Raw genomic sequence first — 26,644 nt, forward strand, 5'->3', positions numbered from 1 at the left:
GAATTTGCTGATCTGAAACAAAATTATTGCGTCTGTGCCTATTGTTATGAAACCGTGTGCCCCGACTGGCCGTTGAAGCCATGCTCATATGCGGCCGCCGCATTCCGGTTCACAGCAAAGGGTTTTCACGATGTTTTCAGTCAAGGTTTTCGCCGGCGCGGCATTGGCGCTGGCCATCACGGCAGCGTCCGCCAGTGCTCAGGTGGTCGTCTCCTCGAAGATCGATACCGAAGGTGGCGTGCTCGGCAACATCATCCAGCTCGTTCTCAACGCCAACAACATCAAGACATCAGACCGCATTCAGCTCGGCGGCACGCCGGTGGTGCGCAAGGCGATCACCGCTGGCGAGATCGACATCTATCCAGAATACACCGGCAACGCCGCCTTCTTCTTCGAGAAGGCCGATGATCCCGTGTGGAAGGACGCCGCCAAGGCCTATGAGACGGCCAAGAAGCTCGACTACGACGCCAACAAGATCGTCTGGCTGTCGCCGGCGCCGGCCAACAACACCTGGGCGATCGCGCTGCGCAAGGAGGTTTCGGACGCGAACAAGCTCGTCACGCTGTCGGACTTCGGCAAATACGTCGCCGGCGGCGGCAAGGTGGTGCTCGCGGCTTCCGCCGAGTTCGTCAATTCGGCAGCGGCCCTTCCAGCCTTCCAGACCACCTACGGCTTCACGCTGAAGCCGGACCAGCTGATCACGCTTTCGGGCGGCGACACGGCGGCGACCATCGCCGCGGCCGCCAACCAGACCAGCGGCGCCAACGCCGCCATGGTCTACGGCACCGATGGCGGCATCGCGCCGTCCGGCCTTGTCGTGCTCGAGGACGACAAGGGCGTGCAGCCGGTCTACCAACCGGCGCCCATCATCCGCGAATCCGTGCTCAAGCAACATCCCGAGATCGAGACGCTGCTGAAGCCGGTCTTCGCCAAGCTCGACCTCGTCACGCTGCAGGAGCTGAACGGTCGCGTGCAGGTTGGCGGCGAGCCGGTCAAGGGTGTCGCCGAGGACTTCCTGAAGAAGAACGGCTTTCTGAAGTAGGACGTTTCCGGCGCGCCGCTCGTGTGGTGCGCCGGAACGACCGACGGGGGAGGGCGTGAACATCCGTTTCGACAAGCTCGGCGTGGTCATTGCCGCGATCGCGGCCTATGCGGCGTTCCTCGCTCCCTTCGCCACGTTTCGCGCCAACCGCATCGTTCCAGGCCAGGCGCGCTCGATTCTCGAAGCGCTGCCGGCAACCGCCGGGTCATTGCTGATGGCTATCGTGATCGTGGCGGCGCTCATAGCGCTCTTCAGGACGCCGCTCGTGCCGCGCCTCGCGGCCAGTGTCGTGGCGCTTGCCGCGCTCGCGCTGCTCGTCGGCGTCGCCGGCACGTTCTTGACGCCGCCCGGCAATACCCTTGCCAGAGTATCGCCGGCCTCCGGTTTCTGGATACTCGTCTTCGCCTTCACGCTGTTGCTGGCGGACGTGCTGACGCGCCTGAATTTGTCGCCATGGGCCCGTGTCGGCGTGCTGGCCGCCGCTGCCGTGGCCATCGGCCTGCTTTTGGTGTCGGGAGCCTGGAACGACCTTTCCATCCTGAAGGAATACGCCAACCGCGCCGACAGTTTCTGGGCCGAAGGCTCCAAGCATGTGACGCTGGCGCTTGGCTCGCTGCTTGCCGCGGTCGTCGCCGGCCTGCCGCTCGGCATATTCTGCCATCGTGTCGAAAGGCTGCGGGCCGGTGTGCTCAACGTGCTCAACATCATCCAGACCATTCCCTCGATTGCGCTGTTCGGCCTGCTGATCGCGCCGCTCGGCTGGATCGCCACGCATGTGCCGGGAGCGGCCGCGCTCGGCATTCGCGGCATTGGCACGGCGCCGGCCTTCGTCGCCCTGTTCCTCTATTCGCTGCTGCCGGTTGTGGCCAACACCGTGGTCGGCCTCGCCGGCGTGCCGCGCGCCGCCAACGACGCGGCGCGTGGCATGGGCATGACCGACCGCCAGCGCCTGTTCGGCGTCGAATTCCCGCTGGCCTTTCCAGTGATCCTCACCGGCATTCGCATCGTGCTGGTGCAGAACATCGGCCTAGCCACCATCGCCGCACTCATCGGTGGCGGCGGCTTTGGCGTCTTCGTCTTCCAGGGCGTTGGCCAGACTGCGATGGACCTGGTGCTGCTCGGCGCGGTGCCGACCGTGGCGCTCGCCTTCGCCGCCGCCATCATCCTCGACGCAGTGATCGAAATGACCGCCACCAGGCGCAGGGTTGAAACGGCATGATCGAGATCGAAGGCATCACCAAGCGCTATGACGCGACCACGGTCGTCGACGACGTCTCGATGGTCATCGAACCACGTACCATCGCCGTCATCGTCGGCACTTCGGGCTCGGGCAAGACGACGCTGCTGCGCATGATCAACCGGCTGGTCGAGCCGACATCAGGTATCATCAAGCTCGACGGCGCCGACAATCGCTCGGTACCCGGCTACGAACTGCGCCGCAGCATCGGCTATGCCATCCAGGGCCACGGCCTGTTTCCACATCGCACCGTGGCGCAGAACATCGCCACCGTGCCGGTGCTGCTTGGCTGGGACAAGGACCGCATCAAGGTGCGCGTCGACGAGTTGATGACGCTCTACCAGCTCGACCCCCGGGAATTCGGACCGCGCTACCCGCACGAACTGTCCGGTGGCCAGCAGCAGCGGGTCGGCGTGGCCCGCGCGCTCGCCGCCGAACCCAACGTGTTGCTGATGGACGAACCGTTCGGCGCGCTCGATCCGATCATCCGCACCAAGGCGCAGGAAGATCTGCTGGCGATCCAGAAGCGCTTCGGCACCACCATCATCCTCGTCACCCACGACATGGAAGAGGCCGTGCACATGGGTGACAAGATCGCCGTCATGGATGCTGGCAAGCTCGTGCAATACGCCAAGCCCGCCGAGATCCTGGCAAATCCGGCCAGCAGCTTCGTCGAGACCCTGGTCGGCGCCAGCGAAAGGCCATTCCGGCTGCTGTCGCTCGGACGGGTGCGTGACGCGGTGGAGAACGGCGCCGCCGAGGGCGAAGCCATCCCCGGCGATGCCAGCCAACGCGATGCGCTGGCTGAACTCCTCTGGTCAGGCCGGCCGGCGCTGCCGGTCAAAGGCGCCGACGGCAAGCCGCTCGGCCGCGTCACGGTGGATGGGCTGGTCAAGCGGGCAGCGAGGCCGGCATGAAAGCCTGGCTGCCTTTGCTGCTCAGGCTTGCGCTGGTGGTGTTGCTCGTGGCGTTCGTCACCAGTCCGGGCTGGTTCGAGCCGCTGCTCAAGCCGCTGACCGAAAACAACGCGCCGGTGATCTACAATCAGGGCAGCCTGCTGACGCTGACGCTGCTGCATCTGCGCACCGTGCTGATCGCCACCGTCGCCGCGACCATCGTTGCGGTGGCTCTGGCCATCCTTGTCACCAGGCCGGCTGGCGCCGAATTCCTGCCGCTGTCACGCAGCCTGGTCAACATTGGCCAGACTTTCCCGCCGGTGGCGGTGCTGGCGCTCGCCGTACCGGCCGTCGGCTTCGGCGAGAAACCGACGCTGATCGCGCTGTTTCTCTATGGCCTGCTGCCGATCTTCGAGAATGCGCTGACCGGGCTGACGACGCTGCCCACCAATGTCGTCGAGGCGGCGCGCGGCGCTGGCATGACAGGCTGGCAAAGGCTCACCAAGGTCGAGCTGCCGCTCAGCGCGCCGATCATCCTTGGCGGCATCAGGCTTTCGGTGGTGATCAGCCTGGCCACCGCCACCATAGGCTCGACGGTTGCCGCCAAGACACTGGGCGAGGTGATCATCGCTGGTCTCTTGTCCAACAATCTTGCTTTCATCCTGCAGGGCGGCCTGATCGTGGCGGCCCTTGCCGTGCTGATCTATGACGGATTGTCGGCGGTCGAGCGCTATGCGGCGCGGCGGATGGGACGCGAGGCGGAGTAATCCGTTGCGACGCTGATGATCTGTCGGCATCATCCCCTTGCGCCATTTCAATCGATCTAAATGGACGACCCTGCCGGCAGGCTTGTCGCGGCTTTTGTCTTTTGGGCGAAAGCCGGGCAAAAACTGAACAATATCTTGACGTTCCGAGCCCTGTTTCGCATACACCGATGCGAAGAGGTGGATTCCGTGCGCGGATTCCGGTCTTTGTCTCAACGGCCCAGGGAGGGGTTCATTTGGGCCAACAATCGAGGAAAATTTGGCAATGACCATACTTTACGCCGTCATCGCCTGCGGCTTGCTTTCTGTCCTTTACGCCATCTGGGCGACACGTTCGGTCCTTGCGTCCGATCAGGGCAATGCACGCATGCAGGAAATCTCCGCCGCCATCCGCGAAGGTGCGCAAGCCTACCTGGCGCGCCAGTACACCACCATCGCCCTTGTCGGCGTGGTTGTGCTCTTGCTCGCCTGGTGGCTGCTTTCGATCACCGCCGCGATCGGCTTCCTGATCGGCGCCGTCCTGTCGGGCGCTGCCGGCTTCATCGGCATGCATGTTTCGGTGCGTGCCAATGTGCGCACGGCACAGGCGGCCTCCAACAGTCTGGCCGCCGGTCTCGACATCGCCTTCAAGTCGGGCGCCATCACCGGCATGCTGGTGGCGGGCCTGGCGCTGCTCGGCGTCTCGATCTACTACCTCATCCTGACCGGACCCATGGGCCTGCAGCCCAATGACCGCATCGTCATCGACTCGCTGGTCGCGCTCGGGTTCGGTGCCTCGCTGATCTCTATCTTCGCCCGTCTCGGCGGCGGCATCTTCACCAAGGGCGCCGATGTCGGCGGCGATCTAGTCGGCAAGGTCGAAGCCGGCATTCCCGAGGACGATCCGCGCAACCCGGCCACCATCGCCGACAATGTCGGCGACAATGTCGGTGACTGCGCCGGCATGGCCGCCGACCTGTTCGAGACCTATGCGGTGACGGTTGTCGCCACCATGGTGCTCGGCGCCATCTTCTTCGGCGGCACTGCGGTTCTGGGCGCCGCGATGCTCTATCCGCTCGCCATCTGCGGCGCCTGCATCCTGACCTCGATCGTCGGCACTTTCTTCGTCAAGCTCGGCGCCAACGGCTCGATCATGGGCGCGCTCTACAAGGGCCTGATCGTCACCGGCCTGTTGTCGATCGTCGGCCTTGCGGTCGCCACCTCGGTATGCTTTGGCTGGGGCGAGATCGGCACCGTCGCGGGCATGGTCATCACCGGCAAGAACCTGTTCATCTGCGGCCTGATCGGTCTCGCGGTGACCGGTTTGATCGTGGTGATCACCGAGTACTACACCGGCACCAACAAGCGCCCGGTCAACTCGATCGCCCAGGCATCGGTTACCGGCCACGGCACCAACGTCATCCAGGGCCTCGCGGTCTCGCTGGAATCGACGGCGCTGCCGGCCATCGTCATCGTCGGCGGCATCATCTCGACCTACCAGCTCGCCGGCCTTTACGGCACGGCGATCGCGGTCACGACGATGCTTGGCCTTGCCGGCATGATCGTTGCGCTCGACGCCTTCGGCCCAGTCACCGACAATGCCGGCGGCATTGCCGAAATGGCCGGACTGCCCAAGGAAGTGCGCCACTCCACCGACGCGCTCGACGCTGTCGGCAACACAACGAAAGCCGTGACCAAGGGCTATGCGATCGGCTCGGCCGGTCTCGGCGCGCTGGTGCTGTTCGCCGCCTATTCGAACGATTTGAAGTTCTTTGCCGCCAATGGCGACAAATATCCCTACTTCCAGGGCATGGGCGAGATCTCCTTCGATCTCTCCAACCCTTACGTCGTCGCCGGCCTGATCTTCGGCGGCCTGATCCCCTATCTGTTCGGCGGTATCGCCATGACGGCCGTCGGCCGTGCGGCGGGTGCCATCGTCGAGGAGGTTCGCAAGCAGTTCCGCGAGGATCCCGGCATCATGGCCGGCACCTCCAAGCCCAACTATGCGCGTGCCGTCGACCTTCTGACCAAGGCGGCGATCCGGGAAATGATCATCCCGTCGCTGTTGCCGGTGCTGGCGCCGCTCGTCGTCTATTTCGGCGTGCTCTTGATCTCGGGTTCGAAGGCCTCGGCCTTCGCCGCCCTCGGTGCCTCGCTGCTCGGCGTCATCGTCAACGGCCTGTTCGTCGCCATCTCGATGACTTCGGGCGGCGGCGCCTGGGACAACGCGAAAAAGTCGTTCGAGGACGGTTTCACCGACAAAGACGGCGTCAAGCATTTGAAGGGTTCCGAGGCGCACAAGGCCTCGGTGACCGGCGATACGGTCGGCGATCCCTACAAGGACACTGCCGGCCCGGCGGTCAACCCGGCGATCAAGATCACCAACATCGTCGCGCTACTGCTTCTGGCCGTGCTCGCGCACGGCTGAACGAAGCCTGGTCGTTAGCTAAAAACCCGCGGGGAGTGATCCCCGCGGGTTTTTGTTTGGCTCGGATCGGGCATCATTGCTTACTTCAAAACTCCAAGACCGCTAGATTTGACGCGGGCTCGCCCCTTGCTGGCAAGCTCGTCCTGCCAAACAAAAACCCGTGGGATCGCTCCCACGGGCTTTTGGTCGCCTGAGATGGTGCTGCCTTCCCAAGGGGAAGCAGGGTCTGATGATCAGGGAGTGCCGCCGCCGGGGATGCCGGGCGCCAGCTTGCTGGCGCCGTTGATGATCTGGCCGAGGAAGTTCTGGTCCTTGCCGCCAGTCGGCGTGGTGCGCGAGATGAAGTCGAAAATCTTGCCGTCCTTCATGCCGTAATTGGCGATCTGGGTGACGCGGCCATCGGCGCCGAAATAGACCGCCAGCACTTTCTGGTCGACGAGCCTGGGCTTGTCGAAGGCGACATAGCGCTTGCGCGTTTGCGAAATGTAATAAAATGCCTCGTTGTCGAAAGTCGCGGTGGTCGACGGCGTGCCAAGCGCCAGAAGCACCTGCTCGCGGCTGGAACCGACGGGCACCGAATCGACGGCCTGCTGATCGTAGACATAACCTTGCGTGAACGTCTCGCTCGGGCTGAGGTCGCCGATCATCTTGTTGGTGTGACACGCCGAAAGCGCCGAAACGACGAGCAGCAGCGAGATCGCGCCGGCGGGCCTGGACGAGAAGGTCGACTTGAAATTCAGCGCGCGCAACAACAATTCTCCATTATATCGCCGCAACTTGCGCTGGGCCGCAAAACCGGTAAACCAGCTTGCTTGCCGATGCAACAAGGCCAATTCAACAAACGGTCCCCGGGAGACCATCCCCATGTTCCAGCGCCTTTTTGGTCGCGAACGCCACGCCAACCGCGCCATCACGGACGCGCTTTACGCACAAATCGTGGCGGCGGCGCGGCAGACTGTATTTTATTCCCACTGGAATGTGCCGGACACGCCGCTCGGCCGTTTCGAGATGCTTTCGCTGCATATGTTCCTGTTCCAGCATCGCTTGCGTGGCGAGGGCGGCGTGGCGCAGGAGATCGCCCAGGTGCTGATCGACGAGTTCTTTCTCGATGTCGATCATTCGCTGCGGGAGCTGGGCATTGGCGATGTCGGCGTGCCCAAACGCATGAAGAAACTGGCGAAGATGTTCTATGGCCGTACCGCCGCCTATGATGATGCGCTGGACAGAAACGATCGCGACGGGTTGACCGCAGCACTTGCCCGCAATGTCCGACCCGATGCCGGCACGTGGCCGGAGGCGCCGCAATTGGCCGACTATGTCGCCGACGCTTGCCGGCAGCTGGCCGCGCAGCCGTCGCAATCGATCGTTTCCGGCACGGCGGTGTTTCCGCTCGCCAAGGGAGGTGCTTGATGAAACATGCTGATCCGCGAAGCCCGGTTTCCTTTTTCGCGAACGTCGCCCGGCTGCCGCAAAAGGGCCTGCCGGTGGTGATCGAGGCCGACGCCGCCCAGCGTGCCGCGCTCGCCGAGGAGCACGGGCTGCTGTCGGTCGAAGCCTATCGCGCCGAACTCCTTGTTGCTTCCTGGAAGCGCAATGGCGTCAAGGTCAGCGGCCGGGTCGAAGCCGATATCACGCAGGCCTGCATCGTCACGCTCGATCCCGTTGAAGCGCATATCGACGAGCCGGTCGAGGCGCTGCTGCTGCCCGAGGATTCCAAGCTTGGGCGGCAGGGTTTCGAAGGCGGCGGCGAGATCCTGCTCGATGCGGATGGCCCTGACGGCCCCGAAACATTCTCCGGCGATATGATCGATGTCGGCGCGCTCGCCGAGCAGTTCTTCGGACTGGCGATCAACCCCTATCCGCGCAAGTCGGGCGCGTCGCTGGATGCCGGCGGCGAGACCGAAGCGGTGGAGAATGAATTTCAGCAAAAACTGCGATCCTTGCTGGGAAAATCCTGAAAACCTCGCCCGCGATGGAAAAGTCGGTTGTGTGAAAACCCAAAACCGCTATTTTCGCCGAACCTTCGCGATCACTAAAGCGACCTGCCGCCTAACCGTGAGATAAATACCGCGTGATCAGGATTTCCATCGATGCCATGGGCGGCGATCACGGACCAGCCGTGGTTATCCCGGCGCTCATGACGGTCGCGACTCGCCGTCCCGACATCCGCTTCGTCATCTACGGGCGTGAGGAGCTTGTGCGCCCCGAACTGGCCAAGTTCCCCAAATTGGCCGAGGTGAGCGAATTCTTCCATTGCGAGATCGCGGTCAGGATGGACGACAAGCCCAGCCAGGCCTTGCGCCATGGCCGCTGGAAGTCGTCGATGTGGAAGGCGGTCGAGGCGGTCAAGTCGGGCGCCGCGGACGCCTGCATCTCCGCCGGTAACACCGGCGCGCTGATGGCGATGTCGAAGTTCTGCCTGCGCACCATGGCCACCATCGATCGCCCGGCGATCGCGGCATTGTGGCCGACATTGCGCGGCGAAAGCGTGGTTCTGGACGTCGGCGCCACCATTGGCGCCGATGCGCACCAGCTCATTGATTTTGCCATTCTGGGCACCGGCATGGCGCGCTCCGTATTCGGCGTGGCGCGGCCTACCGTCGGCCTGCTCAATGTCGGCGTTGAAGAGATCAAGGGCCAGGAAGAGGTCAAGGAGGCAGGGCGCATGCTGCGCGAGGCCAACATGGCCTCGATGAATTATCATGGCTTTGTCGAAGGCGACGATATCGGCAAGGGTACGGTCGACGTGGTGGTGACGGAGGGCTTCGCCGGCAACATCGCGTTGAAGACCGCGGAAGGCACCGCGCGCCAGATCGCAGGCTATCTGCGCGCCGCGATGAGCCGCACGCTGATGGCCAAGATCGGCTATGTCTTCGCCAAGAGCGCCTTTGATCGCCTGCGCGAAAAGATGGATGTCGGCCGCTCCAATGGCGGCGTCTTCCTGGGGCTGAACGGCATTGTCGTCAAAAGCCATGGCGGTGCCGATTCGGATGGTTTTGCCGCTGCGATCGAGCTCGGCTATGACATGGTGCGCAACAATCTGCTCGACCGCATCGAAGCCGACCTGGACCTGTTTCATGCGCGCAACCCGCATGCCCTGTCATCCCGGAAATCCGACGTCGTTACCGACGCGAAGGAATAGGAAAGAACTTTGATCAGATCAGTCGTGCGCGGCATGGGCGCCGCGCTGCCCCGCCGCATCATGAAGAATGCCGATTTCGAGGGCATGGTTGAAACATCGGATGAGTGGATCGTCCAGCGTACCGGCATTCGCCAGCGTCATATCGCGGCTGACGACGAGACGACTGCTTCCCTGGGAGAAGCCGCGGCCCGCGCTGCCCTTGCCAATGCCGGGCTGACGCCGGGCGATATCGACCTGATCGTGCTGGCGACATCGACGCCCAACAACACGTTCCCGGCGACCGCTGTCGAGATCCAGAACCGCCTCGGCATGCATCACGGCTTTGCCTTCGACATGCAGGCGGTGTGTTCGGGCTTCGTCTATGCGGTGACGACAGCCGACCTCTACATCCGTGGCGGGCTCGCCAAGCGAGTTCTGGTGATCGGCTCGGAAACGTTCTCGCGCATCCTCGACTGGAACGACCGCTCGACCTGTGTGCTGTTCGGCGACGGTGCCGGGGCACTCATCCTGGAGGCGGGCGAGGGGGCCGGCACGATTGCCGACCGTGGTGTCCTGGCGGCCAGCCTGCGCTCCGACGGCGTGCACAAGGACAAGCTTTTCGTCGACGGCGGACCGTCGACCACGGGAACGGTCGGTCACCTCAGGATGGAAGGCCGCGAAGTCTTCAAGCATGCGGTCGGCATGATCACCGACGTCATCGAAGCGACCTTCTCGGCCGCCGGCATATCGGCCGACGATCTCGACTGGTTCGTGCCGCACCAGGCCAATAAACGAATTATTGACGCATCCGCCAAGAAGCTCGGGATAGCAGAGCAAAAGGTGGTGGTTACGGTCGATTTGCACGGTAACACCTCGGCTGCTTCCGTGCCGCTGGCGCTGTCGGTGGCCGTTGCCGATGGTCGCATCAAGAAGGGCGACCTCGTCCTCCTGGAAGCGATGGGCGGCGGCTTTACCTGGGGCGCCGTTCTGGTTCGCTGGTAAGTGCCGAACGGCTCGGTTTCGGTCCTTGACCTTGCCGGATCAATTACTTAGGCTCTGCCGTTGTTGTGCCGATTTTACGTTTTGAACTGATGGGACGGTCGCATGGGGGGAAAGACACTTACGCGTGCCGACCTGGCGGAGGCCGTCTACCGCAAGGTCGGCCTGTCGCGCACTGAATCCGCCGAACTGGTCGAAGCCGTGCTGGACGAAATCTGCGAAGCCATCGTGCGTGGCGAGACGGTCAAGCTGTCGTCCTTCGCGACGTTCCATGTCCGCTCCAAGAACGAGCGCATCGGGCGCAATCCCAAGACCGGTGAAGAGGTGCCGATCCTGCCGCGCCGGGTGATGACGTTCAAATCGTCCAACGTGCTGAAGAACCGCATCTTGCGCTCTCACCAGAACAGCAAGGCCAAGGGCGGCAAATAGCCTCGATTGTACGGTTGAAAACCGGCGCCGCGATCACGCCGGGCTTGAATATTGCTTCACAAACCGCTGAAATAAGGTCCGATTCGGCAGCATGGCCGGATTGGTGTTCCGCGTATGATCCATTCCATATGGAATGAGCTTCTCTTTGTTGAGCCTGATCTCGCTGAAGACCGTTCCGGATCACGCTCCAGCGTGAGGATTTCGCCCATGGACAAGAGCCCTGACGCCTTCCGCACCATCAGCGAGGTCGCTGAAGATCTCGACCTTCCACAGCATGTGCTGCGCTTCTGGGAGACGCGCTTCAACCAGATCAAGCCGATGAAGCGCGGCGGCGGCCGTCGCTATTACCGGCCGCAGGACGTCGAACTGATCAAGGGCATCCGTCACATGCTCTACGACCAGGGTTACACCATCAAGGGCGTGCAGAAGCTGCTGCGCGAGAACGGCAATCATTTCTTGGTCGCCATCGGCAATGGCGACATGGCCGCCGTCGAGGCGATCTCGCAACGAAAGCAGGCCGATCAGGTGCCGCTGACGCCGGCGGCACAGCCGCGCGGCGGCGATGACGAGCTGGTCGGCCAGCCAAGGGTCAAACCGAGCCGCCGCTTTTTCGGCCTGGGCAAGAGCGATGAGGAAGGTCCGGTTCAGCCGGATTCATCGAAACTGTCGCGCGACAATCGCGCGCTGCTGCAGGAGGCGCTGTTCGACCTCCTGGAATGCAAGCGCCTGCTCGACCAGGTGCGCTGACACCAGCGCGAAGCGCTTTGAAGCCTCGGCGCCGGAACCCGCCCTGGGGTGAGGCGTTACGTTTCCTCTGCAAGACGTCGTTCAGCAAGACGACGTCTTATGGCAAGACAAGGAAACGCATGATGGCATCATTTTCGACCCTTTCGGACATCGACCTCGAAAAGCAGGTCGCGGCCCTCTCGAGGGAACTCGCGGCGTTGCGCAAGGCGGTGTCGAAGCGCGGTGGCGCCTACTACGAAGACGGCCGCGATGCCGCTCTCGACACATATTCGGATCTTGCCGAACGTCTGCGGGACGCCATGCCTGCAATCCGCAGACAGGGCAGGGTGATCGAGAAATCGGCCCGTGACCATCCGGCTGCGGCCGCCGTCGTTGGGCTTGTCGTGCTCGGCCTTGTCGCCAGCCTGCTGTTCAGCCGGCGCTGAGATACCCTCTGCCCTTGGATGATGGTGACCTGGCCCTGTTCGCGAACGCCTGATGTCGGACCTGGCATTACATGGGGAAGACCAGCCTTGAACAAGGAGCCAAGGCCGGTCTTCTCCTTGGAGGTCTGTATTTAGTAGGCCTTCTTCACGGGGTGGTGGCGGTGGTGAACGCGGTGATGCCGAACATGATGATGATGGACGCGGTGATGCCGATGGTGCTTTGCCATCGGGGCCGCATCGGCGCTCGTCGCGCCAATGACCGGCGCCGTGAAAGCGAGTGCAAATGCAAGCCCGAGGGCCGAGAGGAGGGACTTCTTCATGGATCGTTTCCTTCTTTCACCGGCGGATCTTAAAATTCGGGTCGATGGCCCGATCGCCGTGAGTGGAATTACGCTCCTGATTTTTTTCGTCAGTATTTCCCGATTGTAGAATTTTGTTTCCGGCGTGTTTCCAGGGAACCGGCTTCCCGACACTTTATTGTGAGGGCCGAAAAGCCGGCTCTTGCCGCTAATTTTGGCTACATCGGCGGGATCACGCCATTGTTTCCCACTACGACGCGGCTGGAACTCAGCGTCCCGTCAGCCTCGCGCTGGGCGGCAACGAAGACCGTCGCGCCCGGCTTGAGATCGGCCGGCGTGGCCGGGGCGACGGTCACGACGGGCGTGCTGTCGGGGATCGAAATCTTCTTGGTCTGCCCGTTGTCGTAGGTCAGCGTCACGGCGCGCCCGCTTATGTCGGTGACGTCGGCCACGGTGCCGTTGGTCATGCGGCTGTTCGGCTGCAGATCCCAGGGACGGTCGCCTTCGCCAGTGCCTTTCAGGGCGGCGGGGAAGATCACCACTTCCAGCGCGCCGCTGCCGCCATCCGCCTTCGAGACGGAAGCAATGCCGAGGAAATCGCCTTGCTTGATGTCCTTTTGCGAAGCGCTGGCGACGCCGGAAATCTTCCAGCCCGTATTGAGCTTGATCGCGGAGGTGTCGCCCTGGCGGGTTTTCACTGTCAGTAGGGATGGCTCGGAACTGACCACCGTGCCGCGCACGCGCAGCGCGTCCGCCGCCTGGGCGGTCGCCGCTCCGGCGATGAAAAGGCTGGAAATCGTGCCGAGCACGAGGAGGGACGTCTTGAAGTTCATTGCGGGGATCCTTCTGGGAACGGGCCGGCTGGAACCGGATGGTTTTCACGCCGGCGCATCAGAACAACGAACAGGTGGGCCTAAACCTCCGGGCAAAAAGGTGCTGGCCGTTCAAAAGAACTTGATGGCGGGTGTGAGACCGCCTCGCCGGTGTCAGGTTCACGATAGCGTGACGGTGTGTTTGGCTCTTGGCAAATCGCCGGCGAGCGGGCATGTTCCTGCTCGTCTCAGGCAACGCTCCATTTTGATCAAACTCTTTCAGCCAGCGGAGTTGCCAATGCCCAACAATGCAAAAAGCCACGCCCTCTCCGAACCGTTAGCCAGTGAGATCGGGCCGAATTACACCACCCTCAGAGCCATGCGGGAAGCCCGCGGCTACAGTGTGGAAGAGCTTTCCCTGACCTGCGGCCTGTCGGTCGGCGAGATCGAGGACATCGAGAACGGCCGGGCGGCCGATCCGTCGAAGCTGCGCCGTATTGCGTCCGCGCTTCGCATGTCCCAGGACGCCCTCATCGCTTCCGCCGCGTCGACGCCGGCCGCGCAAGGCAGACCGCTGGCATAGACCAGGACCAGGCATGCAAAAGAACCCGCCAAGGCCCGCCTGGCGGGTTTCTTGTTGATGTGACGGCGTTCTCCAGCAAGCCGGGCTTGCCGATCTACAGATCGCGCGTGTTTATACCTGCGGCATCCGAATCCGCGCCAATCGCGCCTGCCGCTTATCGAGGTTGAACCGTGGTTTTTTCGATATGAGCCTGGAATCCGTTCGTGCCTTCTTTGCCGCTCATGCGCCTGACATCGAGGTCATCGTCACGCAAGCGAGTTCGGCGACGGTGACGCTGGCGGCGGAGGCGCATGGCGTCCTGCCGGCGCAGATCGCCAAGACCATCTGCCTGCGCGTCGGCGAGCGCACCATGCTGGTCGTGACCAGCGGCATCGCCAGGCTGGACAATCGCAAGTTCAAGGACCAGTTCGGCGGCAAGCCGCGCATGCTGGACGCGGACGAAGTGGTTGCCGCCACCAGCCATCCGGTCGGCGGTGTCTGCCCCTTCGGCCTGCCGTCGCCGCTGCCGGTCTATTGTGATGCATCGCTGCGCGAATTCGACGAGGTGGTGCCTGCCGCCGGCGCTACTAACGCCGCGGTGCGGATTGCTCCGCAGCGGATGGTGGAGCTTACCGGCGCTGAGTGGGTGGATGTGTGCCAAGCTTTGAGTCTGGACCCAATCCGCAGCTGATCAGCAAGGGAAGGGGCGATTCGAGGATTGGCTGATCTGGCTGGGGCGGACTTCGGGGGCAAGTCCTGCTTCGAAATGGTCGGAGTGGCCGGATTCGAACCGACGACCCCTTGACCCCCAGTCAAGTGCGCTACCGGGCTGCGCTACACTCCGGACCGAGCGCGATGTATCGTGATAACCCTGCCCGGGTCAACCGAAATTCGGCGTTTATTACGCGGGTGTGGATGCGATCGCCGGTGCGCCCAAAAATGCCGGCCGCAACAGCCGCTGATGGCGGTATTCGAGCGCAATGGCACCCCACACCAGTCCGAGCAGCAGATACATATGGCGCCAGTGGTCGATGTCGATGAAGGTGCCGAGGCCGATATTGCCGATGAAGGCGACATAGGCGCACAACAGATAAGGCTGCCACGGCCGGTCGCGCAGCAGGATGCGGAACCCGGCCACCATGGTCCAGACGACGAGCGTCAGGAACGAAACGAAGCCGAGCCAGCCATAATCCATCAGCATTTTCAGCCAGATGTCGTGCGTGTCCTCGCCGAACATCTTGCCGAAGACCAGCGGCCCGATGCCGAACGGACGCTCCATCGCCATCTGGAAGCCGATTCCGTAGCGGGCGAAGCGGCCGAGGCGGGCGGTGTCATAGCTCTGTTCGAGATGCGCACGGCTGGAGAACATCTCCGCCACCCCGGGCAGTTGCAGGATGACGATGATGGCGACCGTCAGCAGTGACAGCGCGGCGATGGTCATGATCACCACGCGCAGCCGGAACTTACCGCTGGCGCTCTGCAGGAACAGGCAGCCGGTGAGCAGCACGGCAGAGACGGCAAACATGCCCCAGGCGCCGCGCGAGAAGGAGAAGAAGATGCCCAATGCGATGATCAGCAGCGGCACCGCCAGCAGCGGCATGCGCGAGACCGAACCTGTCAGGATCAGGTAGAGCAGATAGATGCCCGGCAGCACCAGGAACGGCCCGAAGACATTCGGATCCTGGAAGGCGCCGGCGGCGCGGTCGTATTTGGTGAACATCTCTGCGCCGGGGAAGGCATGGAAATAGCCTGCTATGCCGAGCAGCGAGGTCGCCACCGCCGAGACGACATAGGCATTGAAGATCGGCCGGTAGAGACCTGGCTGCGTGGCCGTCACCGAGGCGAAGAACACCGCGCTGAAGGCCAGAAACAGCGACACGGAGAGATAGAGCGGCGTGAAGGCGAGGTCCGCCATCTGCGTCATGGAAATCATGCCGCCGATATTCATCGTCACCAGCAGCACCAGCAGCGGCATGGCCGCGCGCGAAATCCGCAGGCCGAAGAGCGCCCAGATGGCGATCAGCCCGGTCATGTAGATTTCGTAAGGTGCCGGCTCGCTGATGACGAAGCCGGACAGAAGGATGCCGACCACCACCGCACTGGAGGAAATCAGGGCGGTCAGCTTGGCGTTGACCGCGGCCCGCGGCAGCTCATGGGAAATCGCGCTCAATAGGCGTTTTCCGTGTTGAGCAGCCGGATCGGCGTCAGGAACAGGATTCTGAGATCGAACAGCAGCGACCAGTTCTCGATGTAGTAGAGGTCGTACTCCGTCCGCATGCGGATCTTTTCATTGGTGTCCATCTCGCCGCGCCAGCCATTGATCTGCGCCCAGCCGGTGACGCCGGGCTTGACCTTGTGGCGGGCGAAATAGCCGTCGACCACCTCGTTGTAGAGCAGGTTGTGCGACTGCGCGGCGATGGCATGCGGGCGCGGGCCGATCAGCGACAGCGTACCCAGCAGCGAATTGACGAACTGCGGCAGTTCGTCGATCGAGGTCTTGCGGATGAAACGGCCGACGCGGGTGACGCGCGGATCGTTCTTGGTCACCGTCTGCTTGGCGGTCGGATCCGACCGGTCCGTGTACATCGAGCGGAACTTGTAGACCTCGATGATCTCATTGTTGAAGCCGTGGCGCTTTTGCTTGAACAGCACCGGTCCCTTGCTGTCGAGTTTTATGGCGATCGCGGTCGCCAGCATCACCGGCGAGAAGACGATGATGCCGATCACCGAGAAGACGATGTCGAAGGCGCGCTTGGCGACCGAATCCCAGTCGTTGATCGGCTTGTCGAAAATATCGAGCATCGGCACCGAGCCGATGAAGGAATAGGCGCGCGGACGGAACTGCAGCGCGTTGGAATGCGCCGAAAGCCGGATGTCGACGGGCAGCACCCACAGCTTCTTCAACAGCTGCAGCACGCGCGTTTCGGCGGTCAGCGGCAGCGACACGATCAGCATGTCGATCCGGGCGATGCGGGCGAACTCGATCAGTTCCGAAATGGTGCCGAGCTTGGGATAGCCGGCAACGATCGGCGGCGAGCGCTTGTCGGAGCGGTCATCGAAGATACCGCAGATGCGGATGTCGTTGTAGGGCTGCCTTTCGACTGAGCGGATCAGGATTTCCGCCGCCTTGCCACCGCCGACGATGACGGCGCGCCGCTCCATGCGGCCGTCGCGCGCCCAGCGCCGGATCAGCCTCGACATCACCAGCCTGAGGCCGAAGAGGAGGACGAAGCCGACAACGAACCAGGTGCCGAACAAAAGCCGCGAATAGTCTTCCGACATCTTCGTGGCGAAGGCCGTCAATGCCATCAGCGCGAAGGCGCCGGCCCAGACCAGCAGGATGCGGCCGAAATTGGCGACCGGCCGCATCAGCGAAACCACCTGGTAGCAGTCGGTGACGTCGAGCAGCACCACGGCGAGGAACGACGCGGAGGCGATCGTCACCGGATATTGCCAGGCGAGATAGTTGAAGAAACCGACAAAGTAGAAATAGACGCAGAGCCCCGAGAGGAACAGCACCCCGAATTCGACCATGCGCAGGACGCCGCTGACCATGATCGGCGACATCGTATCGCGCCGGTATTGCGAGGCGACCTGCCGGGCAACGTCATTCATGCCGCCGGGCGCATCGCCATCGGTCGGGCCATCAAACTTACGCACCGCTTCGGGTGAAAAGCGGTGCGCGGGATCGATCTCATTCATGGAACAGTCCGCAAGCTTCCCCAGGGTGATTAGCAAAAGAGAGCTAAGAAACCCTTGAAACAACGCGTGGCTTTGGAAAGGCTCAGGCGTTACCTGCCGAGCGCGGCGAAATAGGCCTTCTCGATTTCGGCGGCCATGACGTCGGCGCCGAAGCGTGCCCTGAGACCCGGGCCATCGGGCATCAGCCGGCCATAGGCGGCAAGGTCGGCGAGTGCCTCGCTCATCTTGTCGGCGAGTTCGGCCGGATCGGGGCGGATCAGGGCAGGGGAGCCGGAACCGAAAATTTCCGGAATGCCACCGACGGAGGTGGCGATCATCGGTCTCGCCGCGGCAAGGGTCTCCAGCACGATATAGGGCATGGCTTCCGCACGGGATGGAACGACCACCAGCGCCGCCAGCGCGAAGGCTTCCCTGGCCGGCATTGGCGGCAGGAAGCGGATATGGCTTTGCAGTCCCAGGCGCTTTACCTGCGCGTGGTAGCGCGGCAGGTCGTCGCCATCGCCGACCATCACCGCGCTCAGCGCGCGGCCGAGCCGCGGGCCAGCGGCGGCCATGGCGTCGATGAAGATGTCGGGTCCCTTCAGGTCCCGCATCATGCCGATATAGAGCAGATCCGCCGTGTCGGGTCCGATGGGTACCGGTTCGAATTCAGCGGCGCGCAGTCCGTTGTAGACCAGGATGTTCGGGATCGGCGGCTCGCCCACCTTCCTGCGATAGGTCCGCCGCTCATAGTCCGAGACGAACAGCAGGCAATCGGTGAAGTGCGCCATGGAGCGCTCGAGCGCGAAGAACAGCTTCCCCGTGGCTGTCGTTTCGTCATAGTGGAGGGAGCCGCCATGCGGCGAATAAAGGCGGGCTACGCGAGACCTTGATACCCGCAACAATGAGCCGAACAGACGGGCATAGGCGCCACCCTTGGCGCCGTGCCCGTGCAACACGTCCGGCCGCAATTCCTTGATGATCCTGTAGGTGCGCCGTGCCGAGGCGAGATCGCCCGGGCCGACATGGCGCTGCATTGGCGTGCGATGGATGCCGAGCGCCAGCATGTCCTTCATCTGCTCGAACAGGCGCTCCTCGAATTCGCCGCCCGTGGTCGAATCGCAGACGATGCCGACCACATGACCGGCGGCGACCTGCGCTTCGGTCAGGTCGCGCACATGCCGAAAAATTCCTCCGACCGGTGAACGAAAGCAGTGGACGATCCTGAGCTTGTCCGCCACGTGGTGTCTGTCAGAACAGGCGTTCGCGGACGTAGACGGTATCTCCGGGCAGCAGCGGGTCCGAGGTGACCACGCGGCCGGTCATCACCTTGCCGTTGATGTCGCGGGTGATGTCGACGCTTTCCTGGTTGGCGCGGGGCGAGAAGCCGCCGGCAATGGCGATGGCCTTCTGCACGGTCAGGCCGGGCACATAGGAATACTGGCCGGCGGCACCCACTTCGCCCATGACGAAGATCGGCCGGTAGCGATCGATCTCGACCGAGACGTCGGGGTCGCGCAGATAGCCTTGCCGCAATTTGTCGGCGATCTCCTTTTCCATCTGCTGCGCGGTGTGGCCACGCGCCGGTATGGCGCCGACAAGCGGGAAGGAGAGGTAGCCGGATTGGTCGACGCTGTAGGTGTTGGTCAGGCCCTCCTGCTCGAACACGGTGACGCGGACACGGTCGCCGGCACCGAGACGGTAGGGCTGATCAAGGACCTCGTGGAAGGCAGCCGGCGTCGGGCGGTAGCTGGAGCAGCCGGCAAGCATCGACACGGCAAGCAGAGCGTGAAAGAGGGAAGCAGTGCTTTTCATGACCGGATACGTACCTTCGACTGGCCGCTGCGGCGTCGCAGCAAACATCTGGGATCGGGTCCGTTATCATCCTGTTAGGGTTAATGGCCGGTAAAGGAGCTGGCCGATAGCGCTGCACGAAGCAGGGGTTTTGCCATTTTTATCGTTTTTCTTGGGGCACCCGCAGTAATCCCTAATGGAGCATTACCGCGATCTTAACGGCTGAGTTACCATAGTTGTTTACGGTGCATCCTGACCCAGTTTCGGAGTAGGGATGCATGTCCGTTCAGTCCGCGGCCGCAGATGTCGACGTTGACCTCAGGCAGCTCTTCGCCAGCCTGGCGAGGAACTGGCTGCGCATATTGCTCTTCGTTCTGGTGGTGACCGGTCTGGCGTTTGCGTTCGCTTCGTTCGCGACCAAGCATTACAAGGCCCAGACTCAGGTGGAAATCGCCCCGCGCGAATCCGTCTACACTCGTCCGGCCGGCAGCAACAATGACGGCGACAAGCCGATCCTCGACGAGCAGGGCGTTGCCACCCAGGTCCAGATCATTTCGTCCAACGAAATCCTCAAGCAGGTGGCGCAGAAACTTGGCCTGGCACGGCTGCCCGAGTTCGACGAAACAATCAACATGTCGGCGCTCAGCCGCGTGCTGATCCTGCTTGGGCTGAAGAACGACCCGATGGATGTTCCGGCCGACGAACGTGTGTTGAAGAAGATGCGCGAGAAGCTCAACGTCTTCGGCGTTGAAAAAACCCGCATCATTGCCATCGAGTTCTCTTCCGAGGATCCGAAGCTCGCCGCCGCAATCCCCGACGCCATTGCCGCTGCCTATATTGCCGGGCAGGGCGCGGCCAAGAGCGAATCGAACACCGCCGCCGCGGACTTTCTGGCACCCGAGATCGCCGACCTGTCGAAGCAGGTCAGGGATGCCGAGGCCAAGGTCGCGGCCTACCGCGCGCAGTCCGACCTGCTGATGGGCGGCAACAATGCCACCCTGGCCACCCAGCAGCTGGCCGAGCTGTCGACCGAATTGTCGCGGGTGCGGGCCAATCGCGCCGCGGCCGAAGGCACCGCCGACAGCGTTCGCAAGGCGCTGCAGAATGGCGGCTCGCTGGATTCGCTGCCGGAAGTGCTGTCGTCCGACCTGATCCAGCGGTTGAGGGAACGGCAGGCCGAGCTGCGCGCCACCATCGCCGATCTGTCGACGACGATGCTCGACAATCATCCGCGCGTTCGCGCCGCCAAATCACAGCTCGCCGATCTCGACGCGCAGATCCGCAGCGAAGCCCAGAAGATCATGAAGGGCCTGTTGATGCAGGCCGATGCCGCCAAGGCGCGCGAAAGCCAGCTCGTCTCCGACGTCAATCAACTGAAGGCGGCTTCGGCTCAGGCCGGCGAACAGCAGGTCGATCTCGACGCGCTGCAGCGCGACGCCGCCGCCAAGCGCCAACAGCTCGAGCTCTATCTGACCAATTACCGCGAGGCGGCTTCGCGTCAGGACCGCAACTATGTGCCGGTCGACGCCCGCGTCGCCTCACCGGCTTCGGTGCCCTCCGAGCCATACTTCCCCAAGGTTGGGCCGATCGTCGGCGCGGCCGCGGCGGCTTCGCTTCTGCTGGCGGCCATATTCACCTTGTTGCGGGAACTCTTCTCGGGCCGCGCCATGCGCCCGGCCCCAGGCGCCCGTTTTGCGCCGATCGACGAAGTGGCTATGCCGGCAACGGCTCGCCGGCAGCCGGACGCTCCTGAGCCATCTGCCCGCCCGGAGCCGGCTGTCGCCAGCGCGTTCGCCGATCGTGACGCCGAGACGCAATGGCCCGAAGCGGTCGCTGAACCCGAGATGGCGGCGCAGCCGCGGCCCGTTGCCGAGCCCGAGCTTGCCGTCAAGGAAGAGCCTGTCGCCGAGGCCAAGTCGGTCGCCGAGCCGGAGCCCGTGGTAGAGACCCAGAGACCGCGCTCGGTGCTCGGTGAGATCGACATCGAGAAGGCCGCGGAAAAGCTGATCGCCAGCGGGGCCGCCCGCGCCATATTCGTTTCGCCCGAAGGCGACGAGGCAGCCGCGTCGGCGATCCTGGTTGCGCGCGAAGTGTCCGACGCCGGCCTGCGCGTCCTGCTGCTCGACCTCACCGCCTCTGGCGCTGCTTCGCGGCCGATGCTGGACAGCGGGCTTTTCCCGGGGATCACCGATCTGCTCGCCTCGCAGGCGCAGTTCAGCGACGTGATCCACGCCGACCTCTATTCGGATTGCCATGTCATTCCGGTCGGCACCGCCGATCCGGTCCGCGCCATGCGCGCCGCCGACCGGCTGCCGATCATCATGCAGTCGCTGACCACCGCCTATGATCTGGTGGTGGTCGAATGCGGGCCGGCCGACGCGCAAGGCATCAGCCGACTGGGTGGCGAGGCCACAGAGGTGTTCCTGTCCATGCTCGAACCGGACGACGAGGTCACCAAGGCCGCGGTCAAGCTGATCGAAAGCGGTTATCCCGACCTGACGCTGGTGACGCCGATTGGCCACGAGCCGCCGGGCACTCCCGGACGGCGCTCAGCGGCCTGAAAGCTGCCGCTCGGCCTATCCCAGCTCCAGCGCCGTCACGCCGAATACCCTCTTGGCATCGAGCTTCGGCGGCGTGCCTTTGTACATGCGGGTGGTGCTGAAGGTCGGCGAGAAACCGGCCATCTCGAGCGCCGCGATGAAATCCATCTGGGTGGCCGGCACATCGATGTGCAAGTCGCCACCGCATGCGCCAGACAACTCCCCGAGCAGTTCTAGTGCGGTCCGCACGTTGTCGGCGAAGAGCGGGCCGATCTTGAAGCCGCTGCGGCAGGCTCGCGCCACCGCATAGCCGGCCGTGCCCCGCGATGTGATCGCCGCCACGGCATGGTTAGGCGGCAGCAGCCATCGCTGCAGGAAAGACTGCCGGGGCGCAGGAAAGCAAAGCGCATCGTAGGCGATGATGTCGGGCACCGGTTGCGCGGTCTCCATGTGAGGCCGCTCGGCGCCGGCGGGCAGGGCCACAGGGCGCCCGCTGTAGCGGATGGTCTCGTAGACCGGCATGAACCCCTTGCTCCGGTAGTTGGCCTGCTGTTCCTCGACGCCATCGAGGCCGATGGTGCGCCCGGCCAGCCTGTCCATGCCCGCGGTCCACACAGCCTTGCCGTGGCCCTTGCCGCGCATGTCCGGGCGACAGATGTAGAGGCCGATGAAACCGAACTCCTGCCCATAGGCCACCGCCGAGATCGCGGCGACCATGTCGTCCCCGACAAACGCACCGATGAAGCCCTCCGGATCCGCAGCCTGGAACATCACCGCATCTTCAAGGCCGGGATTCCAGCCCTCCGCCGCCGCCCAGTCGATGAGGTCGGCCAATTCCCCCAGCGACAGCGTGCGGATGGTTCGATTCATGGTGCTCACTCCGCGGCGACAGCTCCGGGCGAGAACGATTTCAGCATACCGCGATAGGACTTGGCCAGCGGGCTGGCATAGGCGCCGCGCTTCGATGTGGAGAGGCCGAGCGCAATCAGCGCTTCGGCTTGCTTGATCGCGGCGCCGACCCCGTCGATGACAGGCAGTCCGAAATCCGCCTGCAACTGGTGCGCAAGGTCCGCCATGCCGGCGCAGCCAAGCACGATGGCCTCGGCGCGATCCTCCTCCACGGCCCGGGCAATCTCGTCGCGCAGTTTGCCGGTTGCGCCTGACGCCGGATCCTCGAGCGCCAGCACAGGAATGTCGGCGGCTCGCACACGCGCCCGTCCCGCCATGCCGTAGCGCTGCACCAGCCCCTCTACCGGCACGCGGGAGCGTTCGGTGGTGGTCACGACGGTGAAGCGCTGGGCGATGAACGAGGCCATGCTGAGTGCCGCCTCACAGATGCCGATGACGGGGATGTTTGCCATGGCGCGGGCGGCGTCGAGGCCGGTGTCGTCGAAACAGGCGATGACCGCGGCCTGAGCGCCGCGGCGTTCGCCTGCGGCGATCTCCATCAGAAGGCCAGGCACGGCCAGCGCCTCGTCATAATAGCCCTCGATCGAGTCCGGTCCCGTGGACGAGGTGACGGCGATGATTTCGGTCCAGGCGCCGGCGACCGCGCGCGCCGCCGCGCCGATCGTCTCGGTCATGCTCGCCGTCGTGTTGGGGTTCACCACCAGGATCTGCACGGTCACGCTCTCGCCCGGCGGCGGCCGACATAGAGGATGGCGCCCAGCGTCGCCAGGATCACCAGGAAGGAAAACACGGTGGTCACCGTGCCCAGCGCGTAGAGCACCGGCGTCGTGACATTGGTGGTCATGCCATAGATCTCAAGCGGCAGCGTGTTGAAGGTTCCCGATGTCATCAGCGTGCGGGCGAACTCGTCATAGGAGAGCGTGAAGCCGAACAGGCCGACGCCGATCAGGCTCGGCGCGATCATCGGCAGCACGACATGGACGAAGGTCTGCCAGGAGGTGGCGCCGAGATCGCGCGCGGCCTCCTCATAGGCCGGCGAGAAGCGGTTGAAGACGGCGAACATGATGAGCACGCCGAACGGCAGGGTCCAGGTCAGATGCGCGCCGAAGGCCGACGTATACCAGGCCGGGCGCAAGCCGACCTGCTGGAAGACCACGCCGATGCCCAGCGAAATGATGATGGAGGGCACGACGAGACTGGCGACCGCCAGATAGAACAGGGCGGTGGCACCGCGAAACTTCCGGCGGAAGGCAAGGCCTGCCAGCAGCGACACGATGACGGTGACGACCATCACCATCAGGCCGAGCACCAGCGAGCGCTTGAAGCTGCCGCCGAAATCGCCGACCGACTGGCGCTCGAACAGATTGGCGAACCAGTGCAGCGACACACCGTTGAGCGGGAAGGTGAGGCCGCCGGTCTCGCCTTGGAACGACAGGATCAGGATCGCCGACAGCGGGCCGTAGAGGAACAGCACGAACAGCGCGAAGAAGGCCGCCAGCACGTAGAATTCGAGGGTGCGTTTTTCGTGACTCACGTCAAAGCTCCCGGCGGATATCGACGATGCGCAGGATGCCGGCGACCATCAAGAGTACCAGCACCAAAAGCACCACGGCGTTGGCGGCGGCAGCCGGGTATTGCAGCAGCGACATCTGGTTCTTCATCATCAGCGCCACGGAAGCGCTCTGGCCGCCCGACATCACCTGCACGGTGGAGAAATCGGCCATCACCAGCGTGACGACGAAGATGGTGCCGATCGCCATGCCGGGCTTGGCCAGCGGGATGATCACGTTCCAAAGCACCTGCCAGCCGGAGGCGCCGGCATCGCGCGCGGCCTCGACCAGCGAGCGGTCGATGCGCATCAGCGTGTTGAAGATCGGCGTCACCATGAACAGCGTGTAGAGGTGCACCATGGCGAGCACGACCGCGAATTCGGAATAGAGCAGCCATTCGATGGGTTTTGGCACCAGGCCCATATGCACCAGCGTCGAGTTGATCAGCCCGTTGCGGCCGAGCACCGGGATCCACGAGATCATGCGGATGATATTGGAGGTCAGGAACGGCACGGTGCAGACCAGGAACAGCACCATCTGCATGGCCGTGGTGCGGATGTGGAAGGCGAGGAAATAAGCGACCCAGAAGCCGATGAACAAGGTCAGCGCCCAGACGATGGCCGCGAATTTGATGGTGTTGAGATAGGTCTTCCAGGTGACCCAGGAGCCCAGCACGTCGGAATAGTTGGTGGTCAGGAAATCCGGATACATGGCGGCGAAGTCGTAATCCCAGAAGGACACGACGACGATCATGATGATGGGCAAAAGCAGGAAAGCGCCGAGGATCAGCGCCAGCGGAGCCGACTGCAGATAGGGCGTGACGACACCGAGCGAGAAGCGGCGGCGTCGCCTGGTGGGGCTGGCGGCGATGGTGGGGCGTTCGAGCGCGACTGTCATCAAGGCTCTCGGTGCAGATTTGCGGTGCCGGTGCGGCGGCCTTTCCTTCTCCCCTTGTGGGAGAAGGTGGCCTCGCGAAGCGAGGTCGGATGAGGGGTGTTCCAGGGAACACCAACGTCTCACTTCGCTGGAACGCCCCTCATCCGTCTCCGCGCTGCGCGCCGATCCACCTTCTCCCACAAGGGGAGAAGGAGAAGAGGAGGGGCGTTTGTTCCCTTACGCCGCGATGAACTCGTTCCAGCGCTTCACCATGTAGCGGTCCTCGTCCATGACCGAGTTCCAGCAGGCGACCTTGCCCATGCGTTCCTCGAAGGAGCCGCCATCGCGCACGGCGCCGGCTTTTTCCATGACGGTGCCGTCCGGCGCCTTGATCTCGCCCTTGGCCGGCTTGCCCTCGATCCAGTAGCCCCACTCGTCCTCGGTCATGAACTTCTTGGCCGAGACCATATTGGCGGAGTAGTAGCCCTGGCGGTTCAGGTAGCCGCCGACCCAGCCCGACGTGTACCAGTTGATGTATTCGTAGGCAGCGTCGAGCTCCGCGCCCTTGAGGTGGGCGGCAAGGCCGAGGCCGCCGCCCCATGAGCGGTAGCCTTCCTTGAGCGGCTGGAAGCGGCAAGGGATGCCCTTGGAGCGCACGGCGGCTACCGCCGGCGACCACATGGACTGAATGACCACTTCGCCCGATGCCATCAGATTGACGCTTTCGTCGAAGGACTTCCAGAAGGCGCGGAACTGGCCGCCCTGCTTGGCCTTGATCAGGAAGTCGATCGTCTTGTCGATCTCGTCCTTGGTCATGTTGCCCTTATCGGCATATTTGATGTTGCCCATGGCTTCCATGATCATGGCGGCATCCATGATGCCGATGGAGGGGATGTTGAGGATGGCGGTCTTGCCCTTGAAGGCCGGATCCATGATGTCGGCCCAGCTGGTGATATCGCGGCCGACGAGGTCGGGGCGGATGCCCAGCGTGTCGGCGTTGTAGATGGTGGGCACCATGGTGAACCAGTTGGTCGGCGCCTTGGCGAAGGTCTTGGAGTCTTGCGCCTCGACATAGCCCACCGTGTGCGGCGCGGTGCCCTGGGCGATCACGCTGTCTGGGGTGAGCTTGCCGGTTTTGAAGAGCGGCACCAGCTCATCGTAATATTTCAGTTTGCTGACATCCATCGGCTGCAGCACGCCGGTGGGGAACACTTTCTTGCAGATCCAGTATTCGATGTCGGCGATGTCGTAGCTGTCGGGCTGGGTCACGGCGCGCTGGGCGGCCGCGTCGGAATCCGTCGCCGTCATCTCCAGTGTGATGCCGAGGTCGGCCTTGCACTTGTCGGCGATGGCGTTGAGGTTCGACACGCCGGTGCCGAACTGGCGCAGCGTGATGTTGGACTGCGCCCAGATGGTCGGGAAGCCGGTGATGACGCCCGAGCCGGCGGCGAGGCCGACGGCGGCCGCACCCGTCTTGAGCAGCGAGCGGCGCGAGATGCCAGGCTTGGTTTGTATTGTGTCTGTCATGTCTATTCCCCTGTCTTGTTTTGCTTG

General features: G+C 63.5%; 27 protein-coding genes and 1 tRNA gene. 16 read left to right on the forward strand and 12 right to left on the reverse strand.

The window, feature by feature from the left end:
* Positions 1-130: 130 nt before the first annotated feature.
* The 5 genes from osmF (at position 131) to MAFF_RS34195 (ending at position 6,346) form a co-directional block, all read left to right on the forward strand.
* Positions 131-1,042 (forward strand): glycine betaine ABC transporter substrate-binding protein OsmF, encoded by a 912-nt coding sequence (gene osmF, locus MAFF_RS34175; RefSeq protein ID WP_044550230.1) that lies wholly within the window; start codon positions 131-133, stop codon positions 1,040-1,042.
* A gap of 55 nt (positions 1,043-1,097) precedes the next feature.
* Entirely contained in the window at positions 1,098-2,261 is a 1,164-nt protein-coding gene (locus MAFF_RS34180) for an ABC transporter permease (protein ID WP_010915600.1), read from the forward strand.
* Complete coding sequence (locus MAFF_RS34185; protein WP_010915601.1) at positions 2,258-3,196, forward strand: ABC transporter ATP-binding protein; 939 nt, start codon at positions 2,258-2,260, stop codon at positions 3,194-3,196. Before MAFF_RS34180 ends, MAFF_RS34185 begins: the two co-directional genes overlap by 4 nt.
* Entirely contained in the window at positions 3,193-3,942 is a 750-nt protein-coding gene (locus MAFF_RS34190) for an ABC transporter permease (RefSeq protein WP_010915602.1), read from the forward strand. The genes MAFF_RS34185 and MAFF_RS34190 overlap by 4 nt, the downstream gene beginning before the upstream one ends.
* Positions 3,943-4,204: 262 nt before the next feature.
* A complete protein-coding gene (locus tag MAFF_RS34195; protein WP_010915603.1) occupies positions 4,205-6,346 on the forward strand; it encodes a sodium-translocating pyrophosphatase in 2,142 nt (713 codons plus the stop codon).
* A gap of 233 nt (positions 6,347-6,579) precedes the next feature.
* On the opposite strand, the gene MAFF_RS34200 is transcribed toward MAFF_RS34195, so the two are convergent.
* Positions 6,580-7,095, reverse strand: a complete 516-nt coding sequence (locus MAFF_RS34200) for an outer membrane protein assembly factor BamE (protein WP_044550233.1) — start codon at positions 7,093-7,095, stop codon at positions 6,580-6,582.
* Between the two features lie 115 nt (positions 7,096-7,210).
* On the opposite strand from MAFF_RS34200, the gene MAFF_RS34205 reads away from it, so the two are divergent.
* The 8 genes from MAFF_RS34205 (at position 7,211) to MAFF_RS39595 (ending at position 12,420) form a co-directional block, all read left to right on the forward strand.
* Positions 7,211-7,756 (forward strand): ubiquinol-cytochrome C chaperone family protein, encoded by a 546-nt coding sequence (locus MAFF_RS34205; RefSeq protein ID WP_010915605.1) that lies wholly within the window; start codon positions 7,211-7,213, stop codon positions 7,754-7,756.
* Positions 7,756-8,304 carry a YceD family protein gene (locus MAFF_RS34210; protein WP_010915606.1) on the forward strand — a complete coding sequence of 183 codons (549 nt, stop codon included), beginning with the start codon at positions 7,756-7,758 and terminating at the stop codon, positions 8,302-8,304. Before MAFF_RS34205 ends, MAFF_RS34210 begins: the two co-directional genes overlap by 1 nt.
* A gap of 113 nt (positions 8,305-8,417) precedes the next feature.
* Positions 8,418-9,488 carry a phosphate acyltransferase PlsX gene (plsX, locus tag MAFF_RS34215; RefSeq protein ID WP_010915607.1) on the forward strand — a complete coding sequence of 357 codons (1,071 nt, stop codon included), beginning with the start codon at positions 8,418-8,420 and terminating at the stop codon, positions 9,486-9,488.
* Between the two features lie 9 nt (positions 9,489-9,497).
* Positions 9,498-10,469 (forward strand): beta-ketoacyl-ACP synthase III, encoded by a 972-nt coding sequence (locus tag MAFF_RS34220; protein WP_010915608.1) that lies wholly within the window; start codon positions 9,498-9,500, stop codon positions 10,467-10,469.
* Between the two features lie 102 nt (positions 10,470-10,571).
* Positions 10,572-10,895 carry an integration host factor subunit alpha gene (locus MAFF_RS34225; protein ID WP_010915609.1) on the forward strand — a complete coding sequence of 108 codons (324 nt, stop codon included), beginning with the start codon at positions 10,572-10,574 and terminating at the stop codon, positions 10,893-10,895.
* Positions 10,896-11,102: 207 nt separating this feature from the next.
* A complete protein-coding gene (locus MAFF_RS34230; RefSeq protein WP_027046741.1) occupies positions 11,103-11,642 on the forward strand; it encodes a MerR family transcriptional regulator in 540 nt (179 codons plus the stop codon).
* A gap of 119 nt (positions 11,643-11,761) precedes the next feature.
* On the forward strand, positions 11,762-12,067 hold the full coding sequence (locus tag MAFF_RS34235) for a hypothetical protein (RefSeq protein ID WP_425280327.1): 306 nt from the start codon (positions 11,762-11,764) through the stop codon (positions 12,065-12,067).
* A 71-nt stretch (positions 12,068-12,138) separates the two neighbouring features.
* Positions 12,139-12,420, forward strand: coding sequence for a hypothetical protein (locus tag MAFF_RS39595; protein ID WP_010915612.1), 282 nt, complete (start codon positions 12,139-12,141; stop codon positions 12,418-12,420).
* 164 nt (positions 12,421-12,584) lie between these two features.
* On the opposite strand, the gene MAFF_RS34240 is transcribed toward MAFF_RS39595, so the two are convergent.
* A complete protein-coding gene (locus MAFF_RS34240; protein ID WP_010915613.1) occupies positions 12,585-13,199 on the reverse strand; it encodes a hypothetical protein in 615 nt (204 codons plus the stop codon).
* Between the two features lie 277 nt (positions 13,200-13,476).
* Between MAFF_RS34240 and MAFF_RS34245 the strand changes: the two genes are divergently transcribed.
* Together MAFF_RS34245 and MAFF_RS34250 are read left to right on the forward strand one after the other, a co-directional pair.
* Positions 13,477-13,761 carry a helix-turn-helix domain-containing protein gene (locus MAFF_RS34245; RefSeq protein ID WP_010915614.1) on the forward strand — a complete coding sequence of 95 codons (285 nt, stop codon included), beginning with the start codon at positions 13,477-13,479 and terminating at the stop codon, positions 13,759-13,761.
* A gap of 184 nt (positions 13,762-13,945) precedes the next feature.
* Complete coding sequence (locus MAFF_RS34250; RefSeq protein ID WP_010915615.1) at positions 13,946-14,431, forward strand: YbaK/EbsC family protein; 486 nt, start codon at positions 13,946-13,948, stop codon at positions 14,429-14,431.
* 76 nt (positions 14,432-14,507) lie between these two features.
* Here the strand turns inward: MAFF_RS34250 and MAFF_RS34255 are convergent.
* From MAFF_RS34255 to MAFF_RS34275, 5 genes are all read right to left on the reverse strand, one after another.
* Positions 14,508-14,584 (reverse strand) — tRNA-Pro (locus MAFF_RS34255).
* A gap of 57 nt (positions 14,585-14,641) precedes the next feature.
* Complete coding sequence (locus MAFF_RS34260) at positions 14,642-15,910, reverse strand: O-antigen ligase family protein (RefSeq protein ID WP_044550248.1); 1,269 nt, start codon at positions 15,908-15,910, stop codon at positions 14,642-14,644.
* Positions 15,907-17,442 (reverse strand): undecaprenyl-phosphate glucose phosphotransferase, encoded by a 1,536-nt coding sequence (locus tag MAFF_RS34265; RefSeq protein ID WP_044550251.1) that lies wholly within the window; start codon positions 17,440-17,442, stop codon positions 15,907-15,909. The genes MAFF_RS34260 and MAFF_RS34265 overlap by 4 nt, the downstream gene beginning before the upstream one ends.
* An 89-nt stretch (positions 17,443-17,531) precedes the next feature.
* A complete protein-coding gene (locus tag MAFF_RS34270; RefSeq protein ID WP_010915618.1) occupies positions 17,532-18,662 on the reverse strand; it encodes a glycosyltransferase family 4 protein in 1,131 nt (376 codons plus the stop codon).
* Positions 18,663-18,672: 10 nt separating this feature from the next.
* A complete protein-coding gene (locus tag MAFF_RS34275) occupies positions 18,673-19,236 on the reverse strand; it encodes a polysaccharide biosynthesis/export family protein (protein WP_032933354.1) in 564 nt (187 codons plus the stop codon).
* A 257-nt stretch (positions 19,237-19,493) separates the two neighbouring features.
* Here MAFF_RS34275 and MAFF_RS34280 point away from each other — a divergent pair, with 257 nt between their 5' ends.
* A complete protein-coding gene (locus MAFF_RS34280; protein WP_010915620.1) occupies positions 19,494-21,776 on the forward strand; it encodes a GumC family protein in 2,283 nt (760 codons plus the stop codon).
* 15 nt (positions 21,777-21,791) lie between these two features.
* Here the strand turns inward: MAFF_RS34280 and MAFF_RS34285 are convergent, their stop codons facing one another.
* The 5 genes from MAFF_RS34285 to MAFF_RS34305 form a co-directional block, all read right to left on the reverse strand.
* On the reverse strand, positions 21,792-22,625 hold the full coding sequence (locus tag MAFF_RS34285; RefSeq protein WP_044551713.1) for a GNAT family N-acetyltransferase: 834 nt from the start codon (positions 22,623-22,625) through the stop codon (positions 21,792-21,794).
* A 5-nt stretch (positions 22,626-22,630) separates the two neighbouring features.
* Positions 22,631-23,377 carry an aspartate/glutamate racemase family protein gene (locus MAFF_RS34290; protein ID WP_044551715.1) on the reverse strand — a complete coding sequence of 249 codons (747 nt, stop codon included), beginning with the start codon at positions 23,375-23,377 and terminating at the stop codon, positions 22,631-22,633.
* A gap of 2 nt (positions 23,378-23,379) precedes the next feature.
* Positions 23,380-24,198, reverse strand: a complete 819-nt coding sequence (locus tag MAFF_RS34295; RefSeq protein ID WP_010915623.1) for an ABC transporter permease — start codon at positions 24,196-24,198, stop codon at positions 23,380-23,382.
* A 1-nt stretch (position 24,199) separates the two neighbouring features.
* Positions 24,200-25,111 carry an ABC transporter permease gene (locus MAFF_RS34300; RefSeq protein WP_010915624.1) on the reverse strand — a complete coding sequence of 304 codons (912 nt, stop codon included), beginning with the start codon at positions 25,109-25,111 and terminating at the stop codon, positions 24,200-24,202.
* Between the two features lie 216 nt (positions 25,112-25,327).
* A complete protein-coding gene (locus tag MAFF_RS34305) occupies positions 25,328-26,617 on the reverse strand; it encodes an ABC transporter substrate-binding protein (RefSeq protein ID WP_010915625.1) in 1,290 nt (429 codons plus the stop codon).
* Positions 26,618-26,644 lie beyond the last annotated feature (27 nt).

Origin of the sequence: Mesorhizobium japonicum MAFF 303099 (genome assembly GCF_000009625.1) — a bacterium.
Classification (GTDB): Bacteria; Pseudomonadota; Alphaproteobacteria; order Rhizobiales; family Rhizobiaceae; genus Mesorhizobium; species Mesorhizobium japonicum.